The organism is Neorhizobium sp. CSC1952 (assembly GCF_030378245.1).
Taxonomy (GTDB): domain Bacteria; phylum Pseudomonadota; class Alphaproteobacteria; order Rhizobiales; family Rhizobiaceae; genus Neorhizobium; species Neorhizobium oryzae_A.
Genome location: NZ_CP128416.1, coordinates 1,634,294 through 1,657,330, shown reverse-complemented (window position 1 = coordinate 1,657,330; position 23,037 = coordinate 1,634,294). Strand labels below are relative to the sequence as shown.

At 62.8% G+C, this 23,037-nt stretch carries 23 protein-coding genes and 1 pseudogene; 1 reads left to right on the top strand and 23 read right to left on the bottom strand.

The features are described from left to right. Positions 1-5 precede the first annotated feature (5 nt). The 11 genes from phnC to QTA58_RS08375 all read right to left on the bottom strand — a co-directional run bounded on the left by phnC (position 6) and on the right by QTA58_RS08375 (position 8,941). Positions 6-827 (bottom strand): phosphonate ABC transporter ATP-binding protein, encoded by an 822-nt coding sequence (phnC, locus tag QTA58_RS08425; RefSeq protein ID WP_289672426.1) that lies wholly within the window; start codon positions 825-827, stop codon positions 6-8. A gap of 223 nt (positions 828-1,050) precedes the next feature. Continuing rightward, a complete protein-coding gene (locus QTA58_RS08420) occupies positions 1,051-2,220 on the bottom strand; it encodes an alpha-D-ribose 1-methylphosphonate 5-triphosphate diphosphatase (RefSeq protein WP_289673068.1) in 1,170 nt (389 codons plus the stop codon). After that, positions 2,207-2,953, bottom strand: coding sequence for an ATP-binding cassette domain-containing protein (locus QTA58_RS08415; RefSeq protein ID WP_289672425.1), 747 nt, complete (start codon positions 2,951-2,953; stop codon positions 2,207-2,209). The genes QTA58_RS08420 and QTA58_RS08415 overlap by 14 nt, the downstream gene beginning before the upstream one ends. A gap of 14 nt (positions 2,954-2,967) precedes the next feature. After that, entirely contained in the window at positions 2,968-3,798 is an 831-nt protein-coding gene (locus tag QTA58_RS08410; RefSeq protein ID WP_289672424.1) for an ATP-binding cassette domain-containing protein, read from the bottom strand. Then, complete coding sequence (locus QTA58_RS08405) at positions 3,798-4,709, bottom strand: alpha-D-ribose 1-methylphosphonate 5-phosphate C-P-lyase PhnJ (protein ID WP_289672423.1); 912 nt, start codon at positions 4,707-4,709, stop codon at positions 3,798-3,800. Before QTA58_RS08405 ends, QTA58_RS08410 begins: the two co-directional genes overlap by 1 nt. Further along, complete coding sequence (locus tag QTA58_RS08400) at positions 4,706-5,803, bottom strand: carbon-phosphorus lyase complex subunit PhnI (RefSeq protein ID WP_289672422.1); 1,098 nt, start codon at positions 5,801-5,803, stop codon at positions 4,706-4,708. Before QTA58_RS08400 ends, QTA58_RS08405 begins: the two co-directional genes overlap by 4 nt. Further along, positions 5,803-6,348 (bottom strand): phosphonate C-P lyase system protein PhnH, encoded by a 546-nt coding sequence (phnH, locus tag QTA58_RS08395; protein ID WP_289672421.1) that lies wholly within the window; start codon positions 6,346-6,348, stop codon positions 5,803-5,805. The genes QTA58_RS08400 and phnH overlap by 1 nt, the downstream gene beginning before the upstream one ends. Before the next feature lie 2 nt (positions 6,349-6,350). Beyond that, positions 6,351-6,809, bottom strand: coding sequence for a phosphonate C-P lyase system protein PhnG (gene phnG, locus QTA58_RS08390; RefSeq protein ID WP_289672420.1), 459 nt, complete (start codon positions 6,807-6,809; stop codon positions 6,351-6,353). Further along, positions 6,802-7,605, bottom strand: a complete 804-nt coding sequence (gene phnF, locus QTA58_RS08385) for a phosphonate metabolism transcriptional regulator PhnF (protein ID WP_289672419.1) — start codon at positions 7,603-7,605, stop codon at positions 6,802-6,804. The genes phnG and phnF (QTA58_RS08385) overlap by 8 nt, the downstream gene beginning before the upstream one ends. Before the next feature lie 150 nt (positions 7,606-7,755). Next, positions 7,756-8,562 (bottom strand): PfkB family carbohydrate kinase, encoded by an 807-nt coding sequence (locus tag QTA58_RS08380; protein WP_289672418.1) that lies wholly within the window; start codon positions 8,560-8,562, stop codon positions 7,756-7,758. A gap of 10 nt (positions 8,563-8,572) precedes the next feature. Continuing rightward, positions 8,573-8,941: a hypothetical protein gene (locus QTA58_RS08375; RefSeq protein ID WP_289672417.1), complete on the bottom strand. Its 369-nt coding sequence runs from the start codon at positions 8,939-8,941 to the stop codon at positions 8,573-8,575. Between the two features lie 227 nt (positions 8,942-9,168). Between QTA58_RS08375 and phnF (QTA58_RS08370) the strand changes: the two genes are divergently transcribed. After that, positions 9,169-9,927 carry a phosphonate metabolism transcriptional regulator PhnF gene (gene phnF / locus QTA58_RS08370; RefSeq protein WP_289672416.1) on the top strand — a complete coding sequence of 253 codons (759 nt, stop codon included), beginning with the start codon at positions 9,169-9,171 and terminating at the stop codon, positions 9,925-9,927. 78 nt (positions 9,928-10,005) lie between these two features. Here the strand turns inward: phnF (QTA58_RS08370) and aqpZ are convergent, their stop codons facing one another. From aqpZ to QTA58_RS08310, 12 genes and pseudogenes are all read right to left on the bottom strand, one after another. Next, positions 10,006-10,728, bottom strand: a complete 723-nt coding sequence (gene aqpZ, locus QTA58_RS08365) for an aquaporin Z (protein WP_085421732.1) — start codon at positions 10,726-10,728, stop codon at positions 10,006-10,008. 102 nt (positions 10,729-10,830) lie between these two features. Beyond that, positions 10,831-11,691 carry a carboxylating nicotinate-nucleotide diphosphorylase gene (gene nadC, locus QTA58_RS08360; protein ID WP_289672415.1) on the bottom strand — a complete coding sequence of 287 codons (861 nt, stop codon included), beginning with the start codon at positions 11,689-11,691 and terminating at the stop codon, positions 10,831-10,833. Between the two features lie 12 nt (positions 11,692-11,703). Then, positions 11,704-13,245 carry an L-aspartate oxidase gene (locus QTA58_RS08355; protein WP_289672414.1) on the bottom strand — a complete coding sequence of 514 codons (1,542 nt, stop codon included), beginning with the start codon at positions 13,243-13,245 and terminating at the stop codon, positions 11,704-11,706. Next, positions 13,242-14,213, bottom strand: coding sequence for a quinolinate synthase NadA (gene nadA, locus QTA58_RS08350; RefSeq protein WP_085421735.1), 972 nt, complete (start codon positions 14,211-14,213; stop codon positions 13,242-13,244). Before nadA ends, QTA58_RS08355 begins: the two co-directional genes overlap by 4 nt. A gap of 67 nt (positions 14,214-14,280) precedes the next feature. After that, a complete protein-coding gene (locus QTA58_RS08345) occupies positions 14,281-15,183 on the bottom strand; it encodes a hypothetical protein (protein ID WP_085421736.1) in 903 nt (300 codons plus the stop codon). Positions 15,184-15,310: 127 nt separating this feature from the next. Next, positions 15,311-16,083 (bottom strand): annotated as a pseudogene (locus QTA58_RS08340) (siderophore-interacting protein). Between the two features lie 224 nt (positions 16,084-16,307). After that, a complete protein-coding gene (ugpC, locus tag QTA58_RS08335; protein WP_289672413.1) occupies positions 16,308-17,390 on the bottom strand; it encodes a sn-glycerol-3-phosphate ABC transporter ATP-binding protein UgpC in 1,083 nt (360 codons plus the stop codon). A gap of 30 nt (positions 17,391-17,420) precedes the next feature. After that, entirely contained in the window at positions 17,421-18,248 is an 828-nt protein-coding gene (locus tag QTA58_RS08330) for a carbohydrate ABC transporter permease (RefSeq protein WP_289672412.1), read from the bottom strand. 3 nt (positions 18,249-18,251) lie between these two features. Next, a complete protein-coding gene (locus QTA58_RS08325) occupies positions 18,252-19,112 on the bottom strand; it encodes a sugar ABC transporter permease (RefSeq protein WP_085421740.1) in 861 nt (286 codons plus the stop codon). A gap of 79 nt (positions 19,113-19,191) precedes the next feature. Next, positions 19,192-20,442, bottom strand: a complete 1,251-nt coding sequence (locus QTA58_RS08320) for an ABC transporter substrate-binding protein (protein WP_289672411.1) — start codon at positions 20,440-20,442, stop codon at positions 19,192-19,194. Positions 20,443-20,481: 39 nt separating this feature from the next. Then, on the bottom strand, positions 20,482-21,615 hold the full coding sequence (locus tag QTA58_RS08315) for a mannonate dehydratase (RefSeq protein ID WP_289672410.1): 1,134 nt from the start codon (positions 21,613-21,615) through the stop codon (positions 20,482-20,484). A 222-nt stretch (positions 21,616-21,837) separates the two neighbouring features. After that, positions 21,838-23,034 carry a mandelate racemase/muconate lactonizing enzyme family protein gene (locus tag QTA58_RS08310; RefSeq protein ID WP_289672409.1) on the bottom strand — a complete coding sequence of 399 codons (1,197 nt, stop codon included), beginning with the start codon at positions 23,032-23,034 and terminating at the stop codon, positions 21,838-21,840. Positions 23,035-23,037: the final 3 nt, after the last annotated feature.

Sequence of the window (23,037 nt, the reverse complement as noted above, 5' to 3'; positions counted from 1 at the left end):
AGGCGTCAGGCCATGGTCTTCTGCCGGCTTTGGCTGGTCGTCAGAGGAGCAATGGCCGTCGATGTCACGGATTCGTCGAGCTCGAAATCGGGGCCGTCTATTCCGTAGATGGCTTGAAGACGCTCGCGCGTCAGTTCCGCGGGCAGCCCTTCGAAGACGATGCGGCCCGCCCGCATGGCGATGATGCGGTCGCAATAGGTGCGCGCCGTATCGAGCGTGTGGAGATTGACGAGGACGGTGATGCCGTCCTCCTTGTTTATCTTGCGCAATGCGTCCATGACCCGCGTGGCATTCGCCGGATCCAGCGAGGCGATCGGCTCGTCCGCGAGCATGATCTCGGGGCGCTGCACGAGGGCCTTGGCGATGGCGACCCGCTGCTGCTGTCCTCCGGACAATGTTCCTGCCTTTTGCAGGGCCTGGGACAGCAGATCGAGGCGATCCAGCGCCTGGACGGCCAGCGCCCTTTCCTCTTCGCGGAAACGCCGCGCCACCGTCGAAAGCGGTCCCTGATGGGCAACGCGGCCGATCAGCACGTTGGTGAGGACATCCATCCGTTCCACCAGATTGAACTGCTGGAAGATCATGGCGCAGGAGGCACGCCAGAGGCGCAGATCCCGGCCCCTGAGCTTCGTGATGTCCCGGCCGTTGAAGAGGATGCTGCCGTTGGTCGGCTCGATCAGGCGGTTGACGAGGCGGAGCAATGTCGATTTGCCAGCGCCGCTGCGGCCGATGATGCCGACCATCTGGCCGGCCTCGATGGTAACGGTGACGTCATCGACGGCGTTCACCTGCCCGAAGGACTTCTTCAGCGAGTATAGTTCCAGCATCTATCCCACCCAATGCAATCATTGAACGTCCCGTTTTGACGGGAGGCAGGCCCTGTCTTCTAGTAATCTTCAATAAACGCTGTTTATGACAGGAATATAATATTTTGATAGTTTGTAGAAATTCATTCTTATTTCCTCAAGAAACATCCGGAAAATTCAGACGATACATTAAAATCATAGAATAAAATTCAGAGGCCGGGCTTGCTGCCTGGCCTCGTCGATCTCAGGCTGCAATCCTGCGAGCGTTGCCAATGACCCCATCCGACCAAACCTGCCGTCCGCCGCGGATCGTGGAACGCAGGCGGGGAATTCGCCCGCGCTCGGCGATGACGAGATCGGCTCGCAAGCCTTCCTCGATGCGGCCGCGATCCGAAAGTCCGAGGGCGGTCGCCGGGTTGGCGCTTGCCAGCGCCACGGCGGAAGGCAATCCCCCTTCGCCGGCTTCCGCAAGCGCCAGCACCGCCGGCAGGATCGCCGAGGGATGATAGTCGCTGGCGAGAATGTCGAGCACGCCGGCTGCGAAAGCCTCGCGCGCCGAGAGATTTCCGGAATAGGAAAGGCCGCGCAAGGCGTTCGGCGCCCCCATGGCGGTAGCAAGACCCAGACGATGCGCCTCGACGGCGGCTTCCATCGTCACCGGAAACTCGCTGATCCTGGCGCCGAGACCATGCAGCAGCGTCACCTTTTCGATGCTGTCGTCGTCATGGGATGCCAGCGTCAGGCCGCGCTCCCGGGCGAGGTTGGCGAGCGCATGGACGACGTCGTTGGCGTCACCGTGTTCCACCCGGCTGGCGATGCGCTGCCGGACGAGCTCCTCGGCTTCGGTTTCGCTGATCTTCTTCGTCTTCGCCATATTGGCGATATGCGTTTCGATGTTGCGGTACTGGCCCTGGCCGGGGGTGTGGTCCATCAGCGAGATCAGGTCGAGCGCTCCGGCCTTCGACAATTCGTCTGCGGTGGCCAGCGCAGGGAGGAACGTTACTTCGAAGCGGCCATGGACGCGGTGATCGACAAGAAGCTCATCCCGCATCGACGCGAGAGCCTTGATCATCGTCGTGGTGTGATCGACGGAGCGCATATGGCCATAGGTGGCGGGCGTGAAGGAAAGCGCCGCATAGGCCGTGGTGATGCCGCTCGTGGCAAGTTTCTTGTCGAGCTCGTAGATGCCGAGTTCGATCGGCATGCGGACGTTGGCGCGCGGTTCTATTTCCTTTTCGATCATGTCGCCGTGCATATCGACGAAACCGGGCAGGAGCAGCCGGCCTTCACCCTCTATGTCCGCGCCGGTTACCGGCGTGCCGCGGATCTCGGCAATCAGGCCGTCCTCGATTTTAAGGGCTCCCCGCTCGATGATCCGGTCCCGAAGGACGATCTCGAAATCACTCAGCCACATCGTCTGGCTCATCTGCAATCCTTATCGTTTCCAATTGAATTTCCCGGTCGATTAGGTGGGCCACATCTTCCGGATGGTGGAAGACCCCGATCATCGCCACGCCCGATGCCTTGAGTTCCACCAGACGCTCCACCAGTGCCCGCCGCGCCGACCGGTCGAGCGAGGCCGTAGGCTCGTCCAGAAGCAGCAGGCGCTGCGGCAGGATGAGCGCCCGCGCCAGATTGACCTTCTGCTGTTCGCCGCCGGAGAAGGTGGAGGGATAGGCCGGCCAGAGCTGCGGTTTCACGCCGAAGGCGGCGAGCCAGCGTCGGGCTTCCGAAAGTGCCTCCGCGTGGGGCATCCCGGCGAGCCGCAAGGGCTCCGCGACGATCTCTTCGGCGGCCACGCGCGGCCGGGCATTGAGGAACTGCGTCACGAAACCGATCTCCCGGCGGCGCAGCACGGCGATATCGACATCGGCAGCCGAGGCGAGGTCGATGACGCCTTCGCTGGTATGGTAATAGGCGTGGCCGGCCCGCGGCAGGTAGGAGCGGTAGAGGGTCCGCAGCAGGGTCGACTTACCCGCCCCGTTTTCGCCCCTGAGGAGGATGAATTCGCCTTCGCCCAGCTCGAACTCGATGTTTTCGAAAGCGAACAGCGTACGCTTCAGGTGGTGCATCTCGAATTGCTTCGAGAGCCCCTCGACACGCAGCACCGGCGCGGGAGCGCGCGGGGTGGATACATGAGCGTTCATTGTAGCATCTTCCTTCAAAGCTTCGCGTGAACGAGCTGCTGGGTATACTCGTGCTGCGGATCCTGAAAGATCTGGTCCGCGAGCCCCTGCTCCACCACCTCGCCCCTGCGCATCACCATAACCCGGTCAGCCATCGTGCGTATGACACCGAGATCGTGCGAGACGAGCACCATAGTGATCCTGCGGTCTCGCTGCAGCCGTTTCAGCGTGTCGAGCACCAGCGCCTGAACGCTGACGTCGAGACCCGTCGTCGGCTCATCCAGAAGCAGCACGGCGGGCTCGAGCGCGATCGCCTTGGCAAGCTGCACGCGCTGCTGCATGCCGCCGGAAAGCTCCCGCGGCCGGGCGTCCATGCGCTCGATCGGGAATTCCGAGGCATCGAGCGATTCCCGGGCGCGCTCGCGCAGCTCGGCGAAATTGCGCTTTCCCGCGATCAGCATGCGCTCGGCGACATTGCCGCTGCTGGTATGGTTCATCAGCAGGCCGAGATGTGGGTTCTGGTAGACGATGCCGATATGATGGGCCCTCAGCATGCGCCGCTCGAACCGGTCGAGGGTGAAGAGATTGCGGTCCTCATGGCCCGGAAGAGCGAGATGATAGGTCCCGGCATCCGGCGTGTCCTCCAGGTTCATCATCCTGAGCAGCGTGGATTTGCCCGAACCGGATTCCCCGACGATGCCGAGCACTTCGCCCGGATAGACGGTGGCATCGACGCCGGCGAGTGCTCGCACGTCGCCATAGGAGCGGGCGATGCCGCGCATCGTCAGGATCGGTTCGGCCAGCATCAGCCGGGGCGGCTGGCGTTCGACACCTGTCGCCCGGCCATCAAAATATGCGGCGGCCATCACTTCATCCTTCCGTTCTTGTACCAGGTCTCGCCGATCTCGATCGCCTCGCCTTCGGACTTCCGGATGTTCTTGACACCGAAATGGCTGTCGGAGAGTTCGTAGAGCGATGAACCGTCGTCCTGCGGCAGCTCGTTCATGAAGAAACCGGTGACATCGCTGCGGTGGCAGGTCTTGTCCCGATGATCCTCGACCCGGTAGGGCACGTCGTCGAAGACCAGCGGTTCGACGCTGGTATAAGGCGGCACCGCGAAGATGCGCTTCTCGCGTCCCGCCGAAAGGATCGTCAGGTGATCCGCCTGGTTGAGCTTCGGCACGTCCCAGCGCGGGATCGGCGACGGCGTCATCACATGGCGGCCGTTGACCATGCTCGGATAGCTCGATCCCTGCATGATGCGGCCGGCCTTCACGAGCTGTTCGTAGAGGATCAGCCAGAGCTGTCCGTAATCGGCATCGCCGTGCATTTCGCGGGCGGCCGACATGTCGGGCTGTACCGGGCGGAGCGGCTCCGGGTTCGGCACCTGCAGCACGAGGATCTGGTCCTCGCGCAGCTTTTCCTCCGGAATGCGGTGGCGGGACTGGATGATTGTCGCCTCCATCGTGTCTTCGGTCTCGACGGCGCCGCCGACGCGGCCGACGAACTTGCGGATGCTGCTGGCATTGACGGAATCGTCGGCGCCCTGGTCGATGACTTTCACGACCGAAGTGGGTTTCAGGAGCGTCAGCGTCACCTGCAGGCCGCCGGTTCCCCAGCCGCGTGCGATCGGCACCTCGCGGCTCGCATAGGGCACCTGATAACCAGGCACCGCGATGGCTTTCAGGATGCGGCGGCGCAGTTCGCGCTTGGCCGACTCATCGAGAAACCCGTAATTGAAGGCCGTCCACGGCCTGGTCAGTTCCTGGAGCGTCACAGCGCCACCTCTTCTTCTTCCGATTGATCTTCCGCCTCGGCCACGATCTTCCGGGCGGTCGCCTCCTCGCGGTCCGTCTTCACGCGCCGCAGCGCGTCCAGGCTCGATTGGAACGTGACGTAGTGGGGAAGCTTGAAATGGATGCAGAAGCCGGAGCTTTCGACCGGTTCGGTATGGTAGAGCACGAATTCCTCGTTGGAAGCCGGATGCGGGTTCGGCTGGTTGGAGGCGAGGTCGAGCGTCGCGGCGGCGATCACCTTCACCTCGTTCCAGCCGAACGTGGCGGAAAAGCCGAGTTCCAGTTCCCTCGCCTTGGAGATCACTTCGGTCTGGCTGACGCGGACGCGCCCGGCGCTGAAGATCGTGCCGCACGGATGGCGCATGCGCACCGGCGCTTCGGCAAGGCGCAGCTCGTTGACCGTCGGATGCACCGATCCGTAGCCGCGCATCGTCGAATAACCGAGCGCCAGCGTGCCGCCGGTATCGGCGCGGGCGAGGCTCTGCAGCTTGTGCGCCCGGCTTGCGGGAAAGAGCAGGGGCTCGCGCGTCAGGTCCGGGATATCGTCCGGCGCGACCGTCTCGGCCGGATAGTCCTTGATCAGCCCCTGCGCCTTCTGCCAGGTCGCGAGCGAAGGCTGTACCGCCGGTGCCGGCTCGGCGGCGGGGATGACCGGATCGGGCGTATAGCTCTCGCCCTTCAAGACGCCGACCTGCAGCAGGCGATGCGAATAATCGAGCGTCGGCCCGAGGATCTGGCCGCCCGGGATATCCTTGAAGGCGGCGGAGATGCGGCGGACCGTGAACAAGTCCGTCTGGGCCACAGGCTCGGCGACGGTCAGGCGGGGCTGAGTCGTACGGTAGGCGCGAAGCAGCAAGACCGCTTCGTAAAGGTCGCCGCCGGCCTGTGCCAGCGCGAGCGCCGCGAGGTCCGGTTCGTAGAGCGAGGCCTCGCCCATCACGCGATCGATCAGATAGGGAAGGCCATTGCGCACCGCCTCGACCCGCTCGCGGGTGATCGTGCCGAGGTCGTCGCGGAACAGCCTCTCGGCCTGTTCGATGGCGCGTTCGCCGCCGCGGGTTGCTACATAAGCCATCAGAGCACCTCGATTTTCGTGGAACGGGGAATGCCGATCAGCCGGTCGCCGTCGACGAGATAGAGATCCCAGCCGAGCGGATAGCGGATCGCCTTTTCGCGCATCGGCCAGAAGGAAGGATCGACGCCGCCGATCTCGATCGTCAGAATGTCCTTGATGCCCGGTCCGGAAAGGCGCAACGCCTGTCCCGAGCCGATCCGGGCCGGCGCAAAGAGCGTTGCGGCCTCGTCCGGATAGGCAAGCGTTCCGATGCGCAGCGTCGAAACTGCCGCAACGTCTCTTTCCGAGCCGAGCGTGGTGAATACGTAATCGGCCTTGTCGAGCGACACCGGGGGTGCACCGGTCTCGGCAAGCCTTTTTGCCAGTACGGAGTCACTGCCCGCGTGAAAACTGCATTCGCGGTCGATGAGGCTTTCGGCAAGCGTTTCGAAGCCGGCTAAAGGCAGGATGCGCACGAGGCCCGGCCGGGCGAGCGCCCACATCAGCTCGGCGAAGGTTGCGTTGGTGCGGCTGTCGTCCGCGGTGGGAAGAATTGAAAGTGCCATAATCAGAAGGTTTCCATCTGTACGCGCGTCGCCTCGACCTTTCTCAGCCGTTCCCGGTCGTGTTCCTCTTGGCGGCGCTGTTCGGCGTTGAGAAATTCGAGAACGAGGTCGGTCCTGTGTCCGGCTGCGATCGCGGCGTCGATGACGGCGATCGCCATGGCATGTTCGAGGTCGCGGCCGGTGACGGCGCCATATCCTTCGACGCCGCGGTCCGGCACGCGGATATGCGCCTCCGCCACCAGGACCTCGCCGAGATGAAAGGCCGTGTTGCGGACGGTGTCCACGAATGGCAGCATGGCGAGCCCGGTGCGGTTTGCGAGCACAGTCACGCCGCCGAGATCAGTCAGTACGTCTTCGGCGCAGGCCTTGATCGCCTCGGGCCGGCTGGCGGCGAGAATGTCGAGGGCTTGTGCGTGAGCATAGCCTCCGATGACCGGACTGCCGGTCGTAATCTCAGTCATAACCTTTCCTTTCCTGGGACTTTTCGTTTGTCTGGCCCTGGCCGGGCGCGTCGTCGTCGTTGTCGATGACGAACTGCATCCTCTCGCCCGCCCAGACGACGTCGGAATAGGCGATCGGGCAGCCTTCCATGTCGACGTCGATCTTCTGGGTGACGAGAACCGGCTGTTCCTGGGATTGGGCGAGCTGGCGTGCTTCTTCCGCGCTCGGCAGGCGGGTGAAGATCGCGGTGCTGTGGCGCAGGTAGTCGGAAATGCCGAAATCCTTGTAGATGTCGGTCACCGAAGCGCCCGTGCGCCGGCGAATATGCATGTTGGGAAAGCGGCTGACCGGATGATAGCTGCAGCCGAGACTGATAGGCACGTCGTCGGCGAAACTGCGGCGCATGATCATGTAGACAGGCGAGCCTTCGGGAATGCGGAGCGCGGCGGCGACGACCGGTGGTGCCGCGATCTCCAGCTCGTTCACCGGCTGTCCGGAGGGGATGCGCCCTTGCTCCTTGAGGTTACGGCTGAATCGCGTCCGCCGCGCGATGTTGTAGCGGATCACCGAATGTTCTTCGACGAAAGTGCCGCGCCCCTGCTCGACGCGTACCTTGCCTGCCTCGGCGAGTTCCGCGATGGCGCGCCGCACGGTATGCCGGCCCACTCCGAACCTGCGCATGATCTCCGCCTCGGTCGGCAGCTGAGAGCCGGGAGCCAAGGTTCCGGATGCGATGTCGCGGCTGATCTGCTTTTCAAGGAGCTGCCATTGCCCCCATCGGGGCCGGCTGCCGGATGCTTCGTTCGCCTTATACATTCGGATGAACTCTAAATTCATTCGGATGTTTTATCTCTAACAGCTCTCCGTGACAATTGTATGTATGAACAGGCGATTTGCGTCGGACGGGCGAGCCCCAACATTCCAGAATTCCGGCAGCCGGCGAGGCGATTTCCGGCGTAGGCCGCGTCAGGCAGGCTGACGCCGGCGCAGCCAATCCGCCGTCAGGCGGCTCGCTTCGGCGGCAGCGGAAGCCGCATCCAACCCATCGAGCAATGCAAAGAGGAAGGCGCCGCTGAAACGGTCGCCTGCACCGATCGTACTGGCGACTTTTACGGCCGGTGCCGGATCGACCGTGATCGACCGGGAGCCGTCGTAAAGCGTGATCCGGCGTGGCCCGTCCGTCAGAACCAGCATCTTGAGGCGCGGGCCGGCAAGCTCCATGGCGCGGCGCCACACCGCCGGCGCTTCCTCGCCTGCGTCGTCGCGCGATGTGACGACATAATCGGCCGGCCGAGGCGTGGCTGGCCGCAGCGGCAATTGTGAAACCACGAGAGGGATATCATGAAGCCTTGTGACGAGGCCCTCTTCGAGCAGGAGGGCATTGAGATAGGCGGCCTCGCCCGTCAACGCACCGCCGATGGAAAGGGGCGCGCGGCTTCGGCCGGCAGGCGCGATAATCGTTCTTTCGCCGTTCGGTTCGAGCAGGATTTCCAGCGGCTCGGTCTCGCCGGGCAGCATCGCCACGTGAGCCGTGTCGAAACCTGCCGTATTCAGGGTCTTCAGTGCCGATAGGCCCTTCTCGTCCTGCATGAGGCGCGTAACGAGCGCCACATTCGCCCCCAGATCCAGAAGCTGGCAGCCGGTGTGGAAGCCTCCGCCGCCGAGATGGACCTCGCGTGCGGAAAAGCGCAGTCGTCCGCCCGGCGTCAGCGCGTCTTCGAGCTGCCAGATGCGGTCGTGATTGACGGAACCGATGACGATGACCCGATGCATTTGGCGGTGCCTATCTCTCGTCGAAGCCGGGAGCGAGCGCATCGACGATGAAACGCTGCGCGGCCAGGAATATGACGAGGACGGGCACGATCGACAAGAGGCTGGTCGCCATCAGCGGTCCCCAGGCGCGTTCGGTTCCCTCAAGATCGGCAAAGGTCGCTATCCCGGTGGTGAGCGTTTTCTTGAACCGGTTTTCGAGAACAAGCTGGCCCCACAGATGGATGTTCCATGCGGCGATCCTGAAATCCACGCTGGCCAGAATGGCCTCGTAATTGTCGAGCCCGGCAAAGCGGACGTCGGAAGACAGAAGATTCCAGTCGAGCACCGAAAGCAGTGCCGAAGCGATCAGCGAGCCGTTCCGGCGGCTGATCTCGATCATTCTTCGTCCCAATTCATTCGAATTTATTAGAAAATATTCGAATATTTCTGTAACGGCGATCGATGACATCCATATGAAGTAACCGGCGTATTTACGCTCCTCTTCCTTCTATCGCCGATCTTCTACGGGTGGATGACAGGAGAGTGACCGGCAATCCCGATTGAAACCGGATGCGCCGAAAGGTATCGACATCCGGACGACATGAGCGGATCAGACGAAAGAGAGACATGGAGAAGAAATCGTCGCATGGGCAGTGGCAGCAGGTCGAGGAAGATATTGCTGAAGACATCCTGACCGGTCGGCTCTCCCCCATGACCCAGCTTCCGAAGGAGGCCGACCTCATGGAGCAGTTCGGCGTCGGCCGCCACACGATCCGGCGGGCCATCTCCAGTCTTCAGAGCCGCGGGCTCGTGCAGGTCGAGCAAGGCAGGGGCACTTTCGTTCGCGAGGGGCGTCTCGAATATCGTCTTTCCGAGCGCACCCGCTTTTCGCAGAACCTTCTGGACCAGGGCAGGGAGCCTTTCGGCCAGGCCGTCCGCGAAGAGGAGATACCCGCTTCCGCCGCGGTTGCCGAGGCGCTTCGGCTGCCGCGGGGCGAGCCGGTCTATCATATCGTCCGGCGCGGCTTTGCCGATGACGAACCCATCAACCTATCGAATGCCTATTATCCGGTCCGCCGTTTTCCCGGTTTCGACAAGGCGCGGCGTAGCGGGCGGAGTGTCAGCGTGATCCTGGCCGAATACGGCGTTCCGGACTACATCCGCCTGCGGACCGACATTCTGGTCCGGATGCCGACGCCTGAAGAGGCCCGCCAGCTCGACCAGAGCATGTCCCAGCCGGTCATTGTGTTGAAGAAGGTTGATGTGGATATGAAGGGAACGCCCATCGCCTATTCGGAAACGGTCTGGCCGGGCGAACGGGTGCAGTTTTCGATCGACAACACCAACCAGCTTCTTGATGTGCTCGCACGGAACAAGGACGTCTGAGGTGCATCTGGGACAAGCCTGCAAAAAAGAAGGCCCGCCGAAACGGGCCTTCCTGATGGTGAGGCACCGGATCCGGTATTAGGCAGGCTCGGCTCCCGCGATGCCGCGAGGAGATTCACCCGGTGCGAGGAGCATGCTCCAGATCAGGCCGCCGAGCGTCGCGCCGACCAGCGGCGCCAACCAGAACAGCCAGAGCTGTCCGAGAGCGCCGTTCTCCGCGAAGAAGACCACCGCGGTCGACCGGGCGGGATTGACCGACGTGTTTGTCACCGGGATCGAAATCAGGTGGATCAGCGTCAAACCGAGTCCGATCGCGATGGGAGCAAAACCCGCGGGCGCGGCTTTTGCGGTGGCCCCAAGGATGATAATCAGAAACCCTGCGGTCAGAACGATTTCAGCCACGAGAGCCGCTGTCAGGCCGTAGCCGCCGGGTGAGTTGACGCCGTACCCGTTCGAAGCAAAGCCGCCCGCAACGAAATCCGCTTTGCCTGATGCGATGGCATAGAGCACAGCGGCCCCGACCAGCCCGCCGACGACCTGGGCTATCCAATAGGGCACCAGATCCTTCCACTCGAATCGGTGGGCTACGGCCAGACCGAGCGAAACGGCGGGATTGAAGTGCCCTCCGGAAATTCCTCCCACCGCATAAGCCATTGTCAATACTGTCAATCCGAACGCAAACGCAACGCCAACGAAGCCGATGCCGAGATCCGGGTAGCTTGCCGCAAGCACGGCGCTGCCGCACCCGCCGAACACAAGCCAGAATGTCCCGATCGCCTCGGCTGCCAATTTCCTGATCATTGCGAATCACCTCCTCGTGAGTTCCAACGCATATTTCATAATCCCTTGTTGTTCCGAAGGGAAGGTAGGCGGCTATCGATTCCAGGACGGCGGGTGGCGCCGTCACGACGAGGCGGATTGGAAATCCAGGCCGATATCGAGGGTGGGGGCGCTATGAGTGATCCACCCGACCGAGAGGAGATCCACGCCCGATGCCGCGACGGCCGCGGCGGTCTCCGGCGTAATGCCGCCGGACGCTTCCGTGATCGCCCGACCGGCGACGATCGCGACGGCCTCGCGCAGTTCATCGGGTGTCATGTTGTCGAGAAGCACGGCGTCCACGCCGATCTCCATGGCTTCGTGAAGCTGGGTAAGCGTATCGACCTCCACTTCGATCTTCACCATGTGGCCGACACCCGTCCTGGCGCGGCGTATGGCTTCAGCGACACTGCCGGCGATCGCGACGTGGTTGTCCTTGATCAGCACGGCATCGTGAAGTGCGAAGCGATGGTTCATGCCGCCGCCGGCGCGTACGGCGTATTTTTCCAACGCCCTGAGCCCGGGCGTCGTCTTGCGGGTGCAGACCACCGAAACCTTGCTGCCCTCGACCGCCGCGACGATGCCCGCCGTCACGGTGGCGATACCGGAGAGATGGCCGAGGAAGTTGAGCGCGGTCCGTTCGGCCGTCAAAAGCCCGCGGGAAGGGCCTTCGATCGTGGCGATCGTGTCGCCCCGCTTCACCGCCGTCCCGTCCGGAACATGGCGTGTGACGCTGATTGCGGGATCTACGAGCTGGAAGGCGAGCTCGGCGGCGTCCAACCCGGCAATGACGCCGGCCTTGCGGGCGGCCATGATCACCGTCGAGCGATGCTCGGCCGGGATGACGGCGGTCGAAGTGATGTCGCCGGCAAGACCGAGATCTTCGAGAAGCGCTGCGCGGACCGGCGGCTCGACGATCAGTCGGGGAAGGGGAGCAAGGCTCATGTCGGGGACTCCTTAGGCACTCCGGGCAATGGGATGGGAAGCAGCCGCTCGAGCGATATCCAGCGCCTCGGCAAGGCGCATCCTCCGCCGCTCCGCATAGGCGAGCTTGAGCGGGAAATCCGTGCGGGCATGGGCGCCGCGCGATTCCCGCCGGAGCGAGGCGAAGACCGCGACCAGCAGCGCGACGATGGCGGGATCGGAGGCCTGCCCCTCGTCTTCGACGAGCGGCAGCAGACTTGCGACCGCGCCATGGATTGCGCCGGCATTGCGCAACACGCCGAGATGGCGGGAAACGATCGGCTGAACGGGGGAAACATCTGCCGATGGGGGGAGGCCGGTCACAGGCAGAACGCGAGCGCCGTCGGCGGACGTCCCGGCGATGTCCCGGGCTGCCCGCATGCCCATGACGGCGGCTTCGAGCAGCGAATTGCTGGCAAGCCGGTTCGCTCCATGCAGACCGGTGCAGGCCGTCTCGCCCACCGCCCATAGGCCTTCGACCGAACTGCGGCCGTTCATGTCGGTCGCTACGCCGCCCATGTGGTAATGAACGGCGGGACGAACGGGAATGCGGTCCTGCGACGGAGCAATGCCGGCCTCCCGGCACAACCGGTCGATAGCCGGGAAACGGCCTGCGAACCTCTGGCCGAGCGTTTCGCGGGCATCGAGAAAGACACGGCCGCCGCGGGCGATTTCGGCGCTGATCGCCCGGGCCACGATATCCCTCGGAGCGAGTTCGGCTCCGGGTTCGCGGGCGAGAAACCGTTCGCCTTTCTCGTTGACGAGCACGGCGCCCTCCCCCCGCACCGCCTCGCTTACCAATGCCAGCGGCCGCCGGGGAAAATCGAGCGCTGTCGGGTGGAACTGCACGAATTCCATATCGGCGAGCTCGGCACCGGCGCGTGCGGCGAGCATGATGCCCTGGCCGTAATTGCCGACGGGATTGGTGGTCGCATCATAAAGCCCGCCGAGCCCGCCGGTCGCGAGGACCACGCGCGAAGTCGGGAGAAACGCCGCGCCGTTGCCGGTTGCGCAGAGCAGGCCGGATAGCCTGCCGTCGTCGGTGAGCAGGCGTCGTACCTCGACACCGGCCAGTACGGTGATCGACGGCGTTTCGAGAACGGCATCGGCCAGTGCCCGGACGATCGCCGCACCCGATCCGTCACCTTCCACATGCACGATGCGGCGGCGGCAATGGGCTGCTTCCAGGCCGAGCGCCAGCGCCCCGTCCGCTGTCCTGTCGAAGCGCACGCCGAATCTTTCCAGCATCGCGATGGCGGCAGGCGCCTCATGAAGAATAGATGCGGCGATCGTTGCGTCGCATAATCCGTCGCCGGCGGCCAGCGTGTCGGCAAGGTGGAGTTCGGGGCTGTCATCCTCGCCAAGGCTCGCGGCAATGCCGCCCTGCGCCCAGGCGCTGGACGTTTCCCCACCCAGGCCGGCGCGGGTGACGAGCACGACCGGCCGCGGCGCCAGCATCAGCGCCGTCACCAGTCCAGCCAACCCGCTGCCGACGATCGCGATACGGCCCGCGAGGTGATCAAGCCCGTCGATCATATCGCCAGCATCCTTTCCACCGCCAGACGCGCCGCGGCCGCAACCGCCGGATCGACGGTCACCTCATGGCGGTTCTCCTCCAGCGCCTTGCGGATGTTGGAAAGGGTGATGCGTTTCATATGTGGGCAGAGATTGCAGGGCCGTACGAATTCCACATCGGGATGATGCACGGCCACATTGTCGCTCATGGAACATTCCGTCAGAAGCACGACGCGCGCCGGCTTCCTGCTCCCGACATAGTCCGACATGACTGCGGTCGATCCGGCGAAATCCGCCTCCGCCACCACATCCGGCGGACATTCGGGGTGGGCGAGCACCAGAACGCCCGGATGGGCTTCGCGCAGGTCGCGGACATCCTGCGCGTCGAACAGTTCATGCACTTCGCAATGGCCGTGCCAGGCGATGATCTCGACATCGGTCTCGCGCGCTACGTTCTGCGCCAGATACTCGTCGGGGATCATCAGCACCTTCGGGACGCCGAGCGACTCCACCACCTGCTTCGCGTTGCCGGAGGTGCAGCAGATGTCGGAAGCAGCCTTCACGGCGGCGGACGTGTTCACATAGGTGATGACCGGCACGCCCGGATGCGCTTGTCGGAGCAGCGCCACGTCTTCCGGAGTGATCGATTCCGCCAGCGAACAGCCTGCCCCCATATCGGGGATCAGTACCGTCTTTTCCGGGTTCAGGAGCTTCGCCGTTTCCGCCATGAAATGCACGCCGGCAAGCACGATCACGTCCGCATCCACCTCGACGGCCTTGCGGGCCAGCGCCAGGCTGTCGCCGACGATATCGGCGACGCCATGGAATATCTCCGGCGTCTGGTAGTTATGGGCGAGGATGACGGCGTTGCGGCGACGCTTCAGATCGAGGATCGCCTCGATATCGGCCTCGTGAGCCATCCATTCGGCCTTGGGAATGACGCGGCTGACCCGGTCGTAGAGCGTCGATGCGGAAATCAAGGAATTCACGGGCGCCTCCTTTATACTCGTGTTGAGTATATCTGGCGCAAAGACATATTCTCGAATCGAGTTTATGTCAATTGCGCGAGAGAGGAAGTTTCGAGCCGGAAAGCGCCCGTTCCTCGAGCACCGCGTGCCGGTACCGGAAGAGCTTGGCCGGCCGGCCGCCCGTTTCGGTGGTCACTTCGCCCGTCTCTTCGATCAGCTCCTGCTGGTCGATCAGCCGGCGGAAATTCGGCTTGTGCAGCGTCAGCCCGGCCAGCGCTTCGACGGTGCGCTGCAGTTGCAGGAGGGTGAATTTCTCCGGCATCAGTTCGAAGACGACCGGCCGGTACTTGATCTTTGCGCGCAGCCGGGCAATCGCGGTCGCGAGAATGCGGCGGTGATCGGCGAACATCTGCCGGCCGAGGCTCTGCTCCCGCGAGCAGCCGGCCTCCGTCACAAGTCCGGCTTCGTACATCAGCTCGTAGCGCTGCAGAGCGAGATCCTCGTTCCAGGTTGCGTCGTGAAGGCCGAACGTGAAATCGATACGGCGCCGGCGATGCTCGCGATGTGCCGGCGCCGCATCCGCCCAGTCCTGCAGCCGGCCGGTTATGCCGGAAAGAATATCCGGCCTTCCCTTCCGGTGGTCCTCCCAGGGAAAATATTCGTACCAGCCGTGCCATTCCGGCCTTCCGGCCCCGGGTGCCGCCTGCTCGCGCACCAGCCCGAGATAGCTGATGGAAATGGTCCGGCTGCCGGCATTCTCCCGCGTGCGGTCGCGATCGGCAAAGGTGTAGAGCTGTTCCAGATATCCGACCGGGTGCCCCGTCTGGTCGCGGACCCATTCCCTGAGGCCTGCCTGAAGACTTCTGTGCCCCAGTTCGAAAGGTCCTGAAGGCAGGGCGTCCCCGGACCTGATCGTCATCACACGCGGTTCCTCGCGCGTGACGGCGGAAAGAACCGCGATCAACTCGGCATGGGCAAGTCCGATGGTCAAGAAAGCTCCCTGTTGGCTGGCGTCGGATATGCGTGCGGCATGGACCTCAGTTTACGCCGACTCGGGAAGACTTTGCCAGCGGTCTCGGCAACCGGAAATTTTACCGGCAGCCTTCAGCCGAGTGGTCCTAGTCCTCGATCCTCTCGTGGGCATCCGCCTTGCCCTGTGCCCAATATCCGGCAGCCTTGATCCAGGGAAGCGGATATCCGCGCTTTTCGACCAGATGGGTGCGTATGGCACGCGCGACGGAAGCTTCCGCGGCGATCCAGACGAAGGTTTCCGGTTCAAGGGTGATCTTGTCGAGCACCGAGATCAGGCCTGAGGCATCCGTGGCTTGCGCAAGCGGGCGGTGCACCCAGAACGTCTCCAGCCTAGCGCGCGTGTCGAAAGCCTGCTCCTCTTCGGGGCCGGCAATGGCCGCTATGGTCGTGATGGCGATGTCCGCATCCGATTCTTCGATACGGCGGCCGATCGCCGGAAGCGCGGTCTCGTCGCCGATCAGCACCCAGCGCTTCACGCCCGAGACGACAGCCGAGCCGCGCGGGCCACCGATGGAGAGCCGCTTCCCGGTGCCGCCTCCAGCGCCCATCGGGTCGCAGGGCCGGCATCGTGGACTGCAAAATCGAGTACCAACGATTTGGCGTCCCGATCGAACCGTCGGGGCGTATAGTCGCGCCGTTCCGGCTCGCCGGCTGCAGCGAGGAGGAATATCTTGACGTGATCGTCGGGCGCGGCGCTGACGAAATCGGCAAGATCCTCCCCGGTCAACGTGATGCGCAGCACCTGCGGCGTTATGCGCTCGACGGTCGTGACCGTCAGCACGCGCCGCTTGAGCTCGTGGCGGATACGCTCGATCTTTGGAACGGAGAGGGTGGCCCGTTGCGATGTAAGCTGGTTCATCTGTGTCCTTTCAGGGATTGAGTTCGACCTGCCGGACACAACCGCGCAGATCGAAACCGGCAAACCCGGTCGATCATGCGCGTTGAGTGACGTTAACGCTTACGTGCGGAGGCTGCGGCCTCTGCAGTGTGAAAACTACGTAAGCAAGCGAAACGGGGAAGACAAGAGTTTTCGGATGTTGGCTCCGGCAATTTCCATCGGGTGGACACCGCACTTCCATGAAGCTATGCGGCGAGCCGGCGGCCGTCCTCCGAGGCTTCGAAGAAATGCAGTTTTGAGACATCCGCCGATAACCAGACCGTTTCACCCAGCTTCAATCGCGAGCGCTCCTTGATCACGACGGAGAGTCGCGTTCCGCAGCTGTTGGCGATGACGATTGTCTCCGGTCCCGTTGTCTCCACGACCGAGACCATACCGGGAAAAGCTCCCGGAGTATTTTCCGCGACGATCGACAGATCTTCCGGGCGGATTGCCAACACCGCAGGACTTCCTTTCAGGATGCCGAGCCTGGCGGAGACGGGGATCGCCGTACCGTCCGATGCGATAAAGCGATCGGCACCCGAAGCATCCACCTGCCCCTCGATGAAATTCATCGCCGGCGAGCCGATGAAGCCGGCAACGAAGCGGTTGGCCGGGCGGTCATAAAGTTCGAGCGGATGGCCGATCTGTTCGATATGGCCGTCGCGCATGACGACGATCTTGTCGGCCATGGTCATGGCTTCGATCTGGTCGTGGGTGACGTAGACGGTGGTCGCGCCGAGCCGCTGGTGCAGTTCCCTGATCTCCGCACGCATCTGGACCCTCAGCTTAGCATCGAGGTTCGAGAGCGGCTCGTCGAACAGGAAGACCTGCGGATTGCGGACGATCGCCCGGCCCATGGCAACACGCTGGCGCTGGCCGCCTGAAAGCTGTTTCGGCTTGCGGTCGAGCAGCGGTTCGAGGCCGAGTATTGCTGCAGCGCGCTCTACGGCCCTGTCGATCTCGGGTTGTGCGACGCCTGCGAGCTTCAGGGCGAAGCTCATGTTCTTGCGAACGGTCATATGGGGGTAGAGCGCGTAGGATTGGAAGACCATGGCGATGTCCCGCTCCTTCGGCCGGATCGTGTTGACGACGCGGCCGCCTATGCTGATTGTACCGCCAGAAATTTCCTCCAGCCCGGCGATCATCCGCAGGAGAGTCGATTTTCCGCAGCCGGACGGCCCGACCAGCACGACGAATTCTCCGTTCTCCACGGTCATGTCGACTTCATGGAGCGCCTGATAGGCCCCGTATCTCTTCACTAGCTTGTTCAATGCAACCTGAGCCAAAGGCTATCCTCCTCCCAATTTCGTTTTCCGTCAGCCTTTCGTCGCGCCGGACATGAGGCCGCTGACGAACATGCGCTGCATCACCAGGAAGATGAGCGCGATCGGTAGTGTCATGACGAAGGAGGCGGCCATGACCGCGCCCCAGTCGGTGTCGAACTCCGTCGAAAATTCCGCGAGCCCGATCGGCAACGTCTTCATTTCCTTCTCGGTCGCGAAGGAAAGGGCGAAGACGAATTCGTTCCAGGTGGCGACGAAGGAATAGAGCGTCACCGCAATGATGCCCGGAGTGACGAGCGGTAGGGAGATGCGGAACAACACGCCGAGCTGCGAAGCGCCGTCGATGATGGCCGCATCCTCGAGCTCCTTGGGAATGCCGCGGAAATAGCCTGTCAGCATCCAGACGCTCAAGGGAAGGGTGAGAATGAGATAGACGAGGATCAGGCCGAGATAGGTATTGATGAGGCCGAGATAGTTGAGAACGATGTAAAGTGGCACGATGACGGTTGCCGTCGGCAAAAGCTGTCCGATCAGCACGAAGGCAAGCGCCGCCGGGCGGCCACGGAAATCGAAGCGGGCAAAGCCATAGGCGGCGAAGACGGCGAAGACGAGCGCCAGGAACGTGGAGCCGATCGAGATGATCAGGCTGTTGACGAAATAGCGCGGGATGTTCGATTCGAAGAGGACGTTCTTGAAGTTTGCAAGCGTCGGCGGATCGGGCAGCCATTGCGGTGGTATGGTATAGAGCTGCGAGAGCGGCTTGAAGGCGGAAACGGCCATCCAGAGGAACGGGAAGACAGCGACGATAACCAGGATCGAGACCGGCAGGGAGATGAGAAGAGTGCGGCGTGAGTCCTTCATGGCTCAGTCCTTTTCCTGCGCCGCGAAGACGCGCATGTAGAGCACGATGATGACCGAAATGAACAGGAAATAGAGCACCGAGAGAGCCGCAGCGCGGTTGAACTCGAAATACTCGAACGCCTGCACATAGATCTGGATAGGGAAGATCATCGAGCGGTTGGCGGGACCACCGCCGGTGATCGAATAGATGATCGTGATGCCGTCCAACGCCCATATGGTGAGGAGCAGTGTGATGGACACAAGCACCGGCCTGAGCTGCGGCAGCATGATATGCCAGATCTCGTGCCAGAAACTCGCGCCATCGACCCTGACCGCCTCGTACAGCTCTTCCGGTACGGATTGCAGGCCGGCGAGCACCATGACCGCCACGAAGGGGAACATCTTCCAGGCGTTGACGGCGATCAGCGCCGGCATCACGGTGTTGGGATTGGTGAGCCAGCCGATGGGTTCGGAGATGATTCCGACCTGCATCAGCATATAGTTGATGATGCCGTAGTCCGTATGGAACATCCAGGCCCAGGTCATGGCGGCGACGATGCCCGGCACTACCCACGGGATCAGCATCAGGGAGCGCACCAGCGAGCGGCCGGCAAAATGCTGGTTCAGCAGGATGCCGGCCAGGATCCCGAGCAGGAGCTGGAAGACCACCGAGCCGATGACGTAATAGGCCGTGTTGAAGAGGATCAGCCTGGTCGACGGCGCACTGATGGCGACGTTGAAATTCCGCATGCCTGAGAAGGCGCCGTTTGCATCTGTGACGCTAAGTTCGGCGGTCGAGAGCATCGGATAGACGATCAGGGCCGCCAGAAGCAGCATGGTCGGCAGGATGAACCAGACGCCGGGGCTGATATTTCGCAATGTCATGGGAAGTCCGAACGTTATGCGCCCAACCGGACGAGGCCGGGCGCTTCTATTTTGTTTCCGGGATAAGCTGCGATGCGCATCACTGCGACAGAAGCGTCTTGATCTCGGTTGCCGCGGCGTCCATCGCTTCCTGAACCGTGCTGCTCTGCAGCAGCGCTTCCTGGAGGTGATTGTAGTAGATCTGGCCGATCTGGCCCCATTGCGGGATCGTCGGCTGCGGCCGGGCGTATTTCAGCATTTCCTTGTGCGCGTCCATGATCGAATCGGCGAAACGCTTGTCGTTCAGGCCCGACATGGCGGCGGGGAAGGTGGTCGTATAGGCGGCCTGCCGCTCCGGCTTCGACATGAAGGCCGCAAGCTTGATCGCCGCGTCCTTGTTCGGCGCATCTTTCGGAATGATGAAGTTCCAGCCGCCGAGTATGACAGCGGGGTCCTTGCCTTCCGGATGCGGCAGCGGTCCGACGCCGAGCTCGATATCCGGCGCGGCTGCACGAATGCGCTCGATATCGGAGGTGGCGCCGGGGATCATCGCCACGTTACTCACCTGGAAAAGACGGCGCAGGGCATTGGAGTCGTTCTCGAGCGTCGAAGGTGGCGAGACCTTGTAGGTGGTGAAGAGATCGACATAGAGCTTCACGCCCTCCACGGAGGCTGGCGAATTGATGATGACTTCCTTGTTGTCGGGACCGAGAATGCCGCCGCCGTTCATCCACATGAAGGGCAGGGAGCGGAACAGTGCGTTGCCGGGCTGATCGGCACCACCGCCGGAGACCCCATAACCGTAGACTTGCTGGCCCTTGCTGTTCTTGCCGGTCAGTTTCTTGGCCGCGTCCACGAATTCCGCCCAGGTTTGCGGCGGCTTTTCCGGATCGAGCCCGGCCTCCTTGAAGGCACCCTTATTATAGATCAGTGCATGGGCTTCCGCCTGGAAGGGCAGGCCGTAGAGCTGTCCGTTGTAGGTGGCTGTATCGAGACTGGCGGGCAGGATATCGTCGAACTTCACGCCGGCCGCCGTCAGCCGGTCGCGCAGGGGCTCGAGCTTGCCGGTCTCGGCGAGCGGGACGTTGGCGCCGTTCTGAACGTCGATCAGGTCCGGCGTGCTGCCGGATTGCAGCGCGACAAGGATCCGGCTCTGCAGGCCGCCCGCCACGTTAGCCTCGACGCGGACATTGACGCCCGGGTTCTCTTTCATGAACTCGGCGGCATAGTCCTTCGCTTTCTGCTCGTTCCAATTCATCGTCCACCAGACGAGATCGGCCGCGGACGCGTGAGCTGCCTGCGACAGCAACAGGGCAAGGCCCGTAACGAGCATTTTCGTTCTGCGCTTCATGACATTCTCCTCCCTAGAATTCGGTTTGGCTGAGGACGGCTACACCGCCTCCCTGGTGATCGCGTCGTGGATGGAAATCGGCGTCGCGGACGCACCGAGCAGATGGGCGTGGCCGACGAGCGCCCGCATGTAACCGATCGTATAGGCCATACCGGCATGCCAGGGGGCATTGCTGTGCACGTCGGGCACGTGATCGGGGACCATGACACCGTCGAAATCCTCGTCGCGCAGAATGCGGACGATCTCCGCCATATCGACATCGCCGTTGTCGATGAAAGTCTCCTCGTAGTGGGGAACCTTGCCCCTGACGTTGCGGAAATGGACATAGGCGATCCGCTTGGCGCGGGCGAAACGGCGCGTCGTCTCATAGACGTTGCCGGTGGTCATTTCCTGCAGCGAGCCGATGCAGAATTCCAGAGCGTTTGACGGGCTGTCCGCGATCGACACCAGACGGTCATATTTCGACGGCTGGTTCACGAGGCGTGCCGTGCCGCGAAGCGTTTCCATCGGCGGGTCGTCCGGATGAGCGGCAAGGCGAACTCCGGCCGCTTCCGCGACCGGTACGAGTTCCTTCAGGAACCATTCGAGCCGCTGCCACAATTCGGTTTCCGAAACCTTCAGTGGCATGGCGCCTGCCACGCTCGGGCGATAACGCATGTTCCAGACCATGCCGTCCGGGATCGGCGCCTGTGCGTCGAAACTCGCGGCATCGAAGACCGAAGTCACGGCGCCGCCGCGGCCGACCGGCAGGCGCCGCCAGCCCCAGACGCCGGCGATCGAGAAATTGTAGCCGATGACCTTGATGCCGGCACGGCCAGCGTCCTCGACGAGACGCTTGAGGCCATCCATCTGCCGCACCTTTTCCGCACCGTCGAGCAGGATGTCGGACCAGAAGTTCGGCGCGAAATTCTCCATCGCGGCAATCTTCAGCCCGTATTCGCCGAGCATGTCGACGACACCCTTCATGTAGTCGTAGGTCCACAGGGTCTCTTCGCTGCAATCTCCGAGGATCGGCCCGGGCTGACCGCCCGCAAGATAAAGCTGGGGGTCTTCGACGCGCTTGTAGCGGCCGAGGTGAACGACGACGTCCTCGATGCCGAGCTGCTGGGCGAACTTCGCGTTGTCGCGGTTCAGCCGTTCGCCTGAAAGCGTCATTCCGACTCGGATGGGCATGCATTCCTCCTTTGCATCCCGGTCCGATCAGTTCAAATATGAACTCATCGTGTTCTAAATAGAATGAGTTTGGTTTCTTGATCTGTCAAGCGGCATTAGCGGGAAAAGCGAAAAAGACCGGATAAGAGGAAATCTCGCTTATGCGGTATAGTTCTGAACGGCAGGCCGCATCGGGCCACTCATCGCGGCGTTGCACCTGATCGAACGGTTTCCTGCTCGGGTTCAGTCGAAGAAGCCGCGATCCTCTTCGGCAAGGTAGGCAATCGCCTTGTCGACGATGAAATCGACGCCCATTCCCGGTCGATCCCAGACGTCGACGAAACCGTCCTTGACGATCGGATTCGGCAGGCCCTCGACGACCTCATACCACCAGCCCGGTTCGCCGATCGGGATTTCGAACGCGATGTAATTCTGGGGAAGGGTGGCGGAGACCTGGACGAGCGCCGCAAGCCCGAGTAAGCCGTTTGCGGTGCCATGCGGCGCAAACAGAAGCCCGTGGATTTCGGCATATTCGGCGACGCGTTTCAGCTCGGCGATGCCGCCCACATCGCAGGGATCGGGGCCTAGAATGTTGACGGCGCGCGTCTCGATCAGTTCCCGGAAATTCTGGCGCAGATAGATCTGCTCGCCGGTGTGGATCGGTGTCGACGTGCTCATCGTCAGGTCGCGATAGGCAGGAGCTCCCACATAGGGCGACTGGTCGCCGGTCAGGATATCCTCGATCCACATCAGGTTGAGCGGTTCCACCGCCTTGGCGAATTTCTTCGCGTCCGGCAGCGTCCAGCCAGGGCCGCAGTCGAGCGCCAGCCCCACCTTGTCGCCGGTGACCTCCTTCATCGCCTCGACGCAGGCGACGACATGATGGAACCCCTTTTCGGTCAGATAGCCGGTATCCCTGAGCCCGGGCATGGGCCTCGTCGTCACTTCGCCATAGTGGAAATCCGGCACCTGGCGCGCCATCGGACTATGGAAGGCGATGGGCTGCTTGATGATGGTGAAGCCTTCGGGCGAATCCATCATCTTCTTCACGTCGGCCGCATAGTCGTCCGGTCCCCAGCCGTTCATCGGGAACCGGACCCCGCCGTTGTAGACGCGGACCCGGTCGCGCACCTTGCCGCCGAGCAGTTTGTAGACCGGTATGCCGGCCGCCTTGCCGGCGAGATCCCAGCAGGCCATCTCGATCGCGCTGATCGCGCTGCCCCAGGGCTTGAAGGCGCCGCGGTGGCGGATGCGCAGCATGATACGCTCCACATCGGTCGGGTCCATGCCGAGGATCATGTCGCGCAGCAGCAGGATGTGCTCCTTGGCATAGGGTTTCCAGAACTCGACCTGTCCGTAGCCGGAAAGCCCTTCGTCGGTCACAAGGCGCACGACAGGGTGGCGCCCCAAGAGCGCGCATTTGACGTCGATGATCTTCAATTC

What these genes read in the sequence shown, in the direction of transcription:
- phnC (WP_289672426.1), bottom strand. Translation starts at nt 827, where the DNA reads ATGCTGGAACTATACTCGCTGAAGAAGTCCTTCGGGCAGGTGAACGCC.
- QTA58_RS08420 (WP_289673068.1), bottom strand. Translation starts at nt 2,220, where the DNA reads ATGTGGCTGAGTGATTTCGAGATCGTCCTTCGGGACCGGATCATCGAG.
- QTA58_RS08415 (WP_289672425.1), bottom strand. Translation starts at nt 2,953, where the DNA reads ATGAACGCTCATGTATCCACCCCGCGCGCTCCCGCGCCGGTGCTGCGT.
- QTA58_RS08410 (WP_289672424.1), bottom strand. Translation starts at nt 3,798, where the DNA reads ATGGCCGCCGCATATTTTGATGGCCGGGCGACAGGTGTCGAACGCCAG.
- QTA58_RS08400 (WP_289672422.1), bottom strand. Translation starts at nt 5,803, where the DNA reads ATGGCTTATGTAGCAACCCGCGGCGGCGAACGCGCCATCGAACAGGCC.
- phnH (WP_289672421.1), bottom strand. Translation starts at nt 6,348, where the DNA reads ATGGCACTTTCAATTCTTCCCACCGCGGACGACAGCCGCACCAACGCA.
- phnG (WP_289672420.1), bottom strand. Translation starts at nt 6,809, where the DNA reads ATGACTGAGATTACGACCGGCAGTCCGGTCATCGGAGGCTATGCTCAC.
- phnF (WP_289672419.1), bottom strand. Translation starts at nt 7,605, where the DNA reads ATGTATAAGGCGAACGAAGCATCCGGCAGCCGGCCCCGATGGGGGCAA.
- QTA58_RS08380 (WP_289672418.1), bottom strand. Translation starts at nt 8,562, where the DNA reads ATGCATCGGGTCATCGTCATCGGTTCCGTCAATCACGACCGCATCTGG.
- QTA58_RS08375 (WP_289672417.1), bottom strand. Translation starts at nt 8,941, where the DNA reads ATGATCGAGATCAGCCGCCGGAACGGCTCGCTGATCGCTTCGGCACTG.
- phnF (WP_289672416.1), top strand. Translation starts at nt 9,169, where the DNA reads ATGGAGAAGAAATCGTCGCATGGGCAGTGGCAGCAGGTCGAGGAAGAT.
- aqpZ (WP_085421732.1), bottom strand. Translation starts at nt 10,728, where the DNA reads ATGATCAGGAAATTGGCAGCCGAGGCGATCGGGACATTCTGGCTTGTG.
- nadC (WP_289672415.1), bottom strand. Translation starts at nt 11,691, where the DNA reads ATGAGCCTTGCTCCCCTTCCCCGACTGATCGTCGAGCCGCCGGTCCGC.
- QTA58_RS08355 (WP_289672414.1), bottom strand. Translation starts at nt 13,245, where the DNA reads ATGATCGACGGGCTTGATCACCTCGCGGGCCGTATCGCGATCGTCGGC.
- QTA58_RS08330 (WP_289672412.1), bottom strand. Translation starts at nt 18,248, where the DNA reads ATGAAGGACTCACGCCGCACTCTTCTCATCTCCCTGCCGGTCTCGATC.
- QTA58_RS08325 (WP_085421740.1), bottom strand. Translation starts at nt 19,112, where the DNA reads ATGACATTGCGAAATATCAGCCCCGGCGTCTGGTTCATCCTGCCGACC.
- QTA58_RS08320 (WP_289672411.1), bottom strand. Translation starts at nt 20,442, where the DNA reads ATGAAGCGCAGAACGAAAATGCTCGTTACGGGCCTTGCCCTGTTGCTG.
- QTA58_RS08315 (WP_289672410.1), bottom strand. Translation starts at nt 21,615, where the DNA reads ATGCCCATCCGAGTCGGAATGACGCTTTCAGGCGAACGGCTGAACCGC.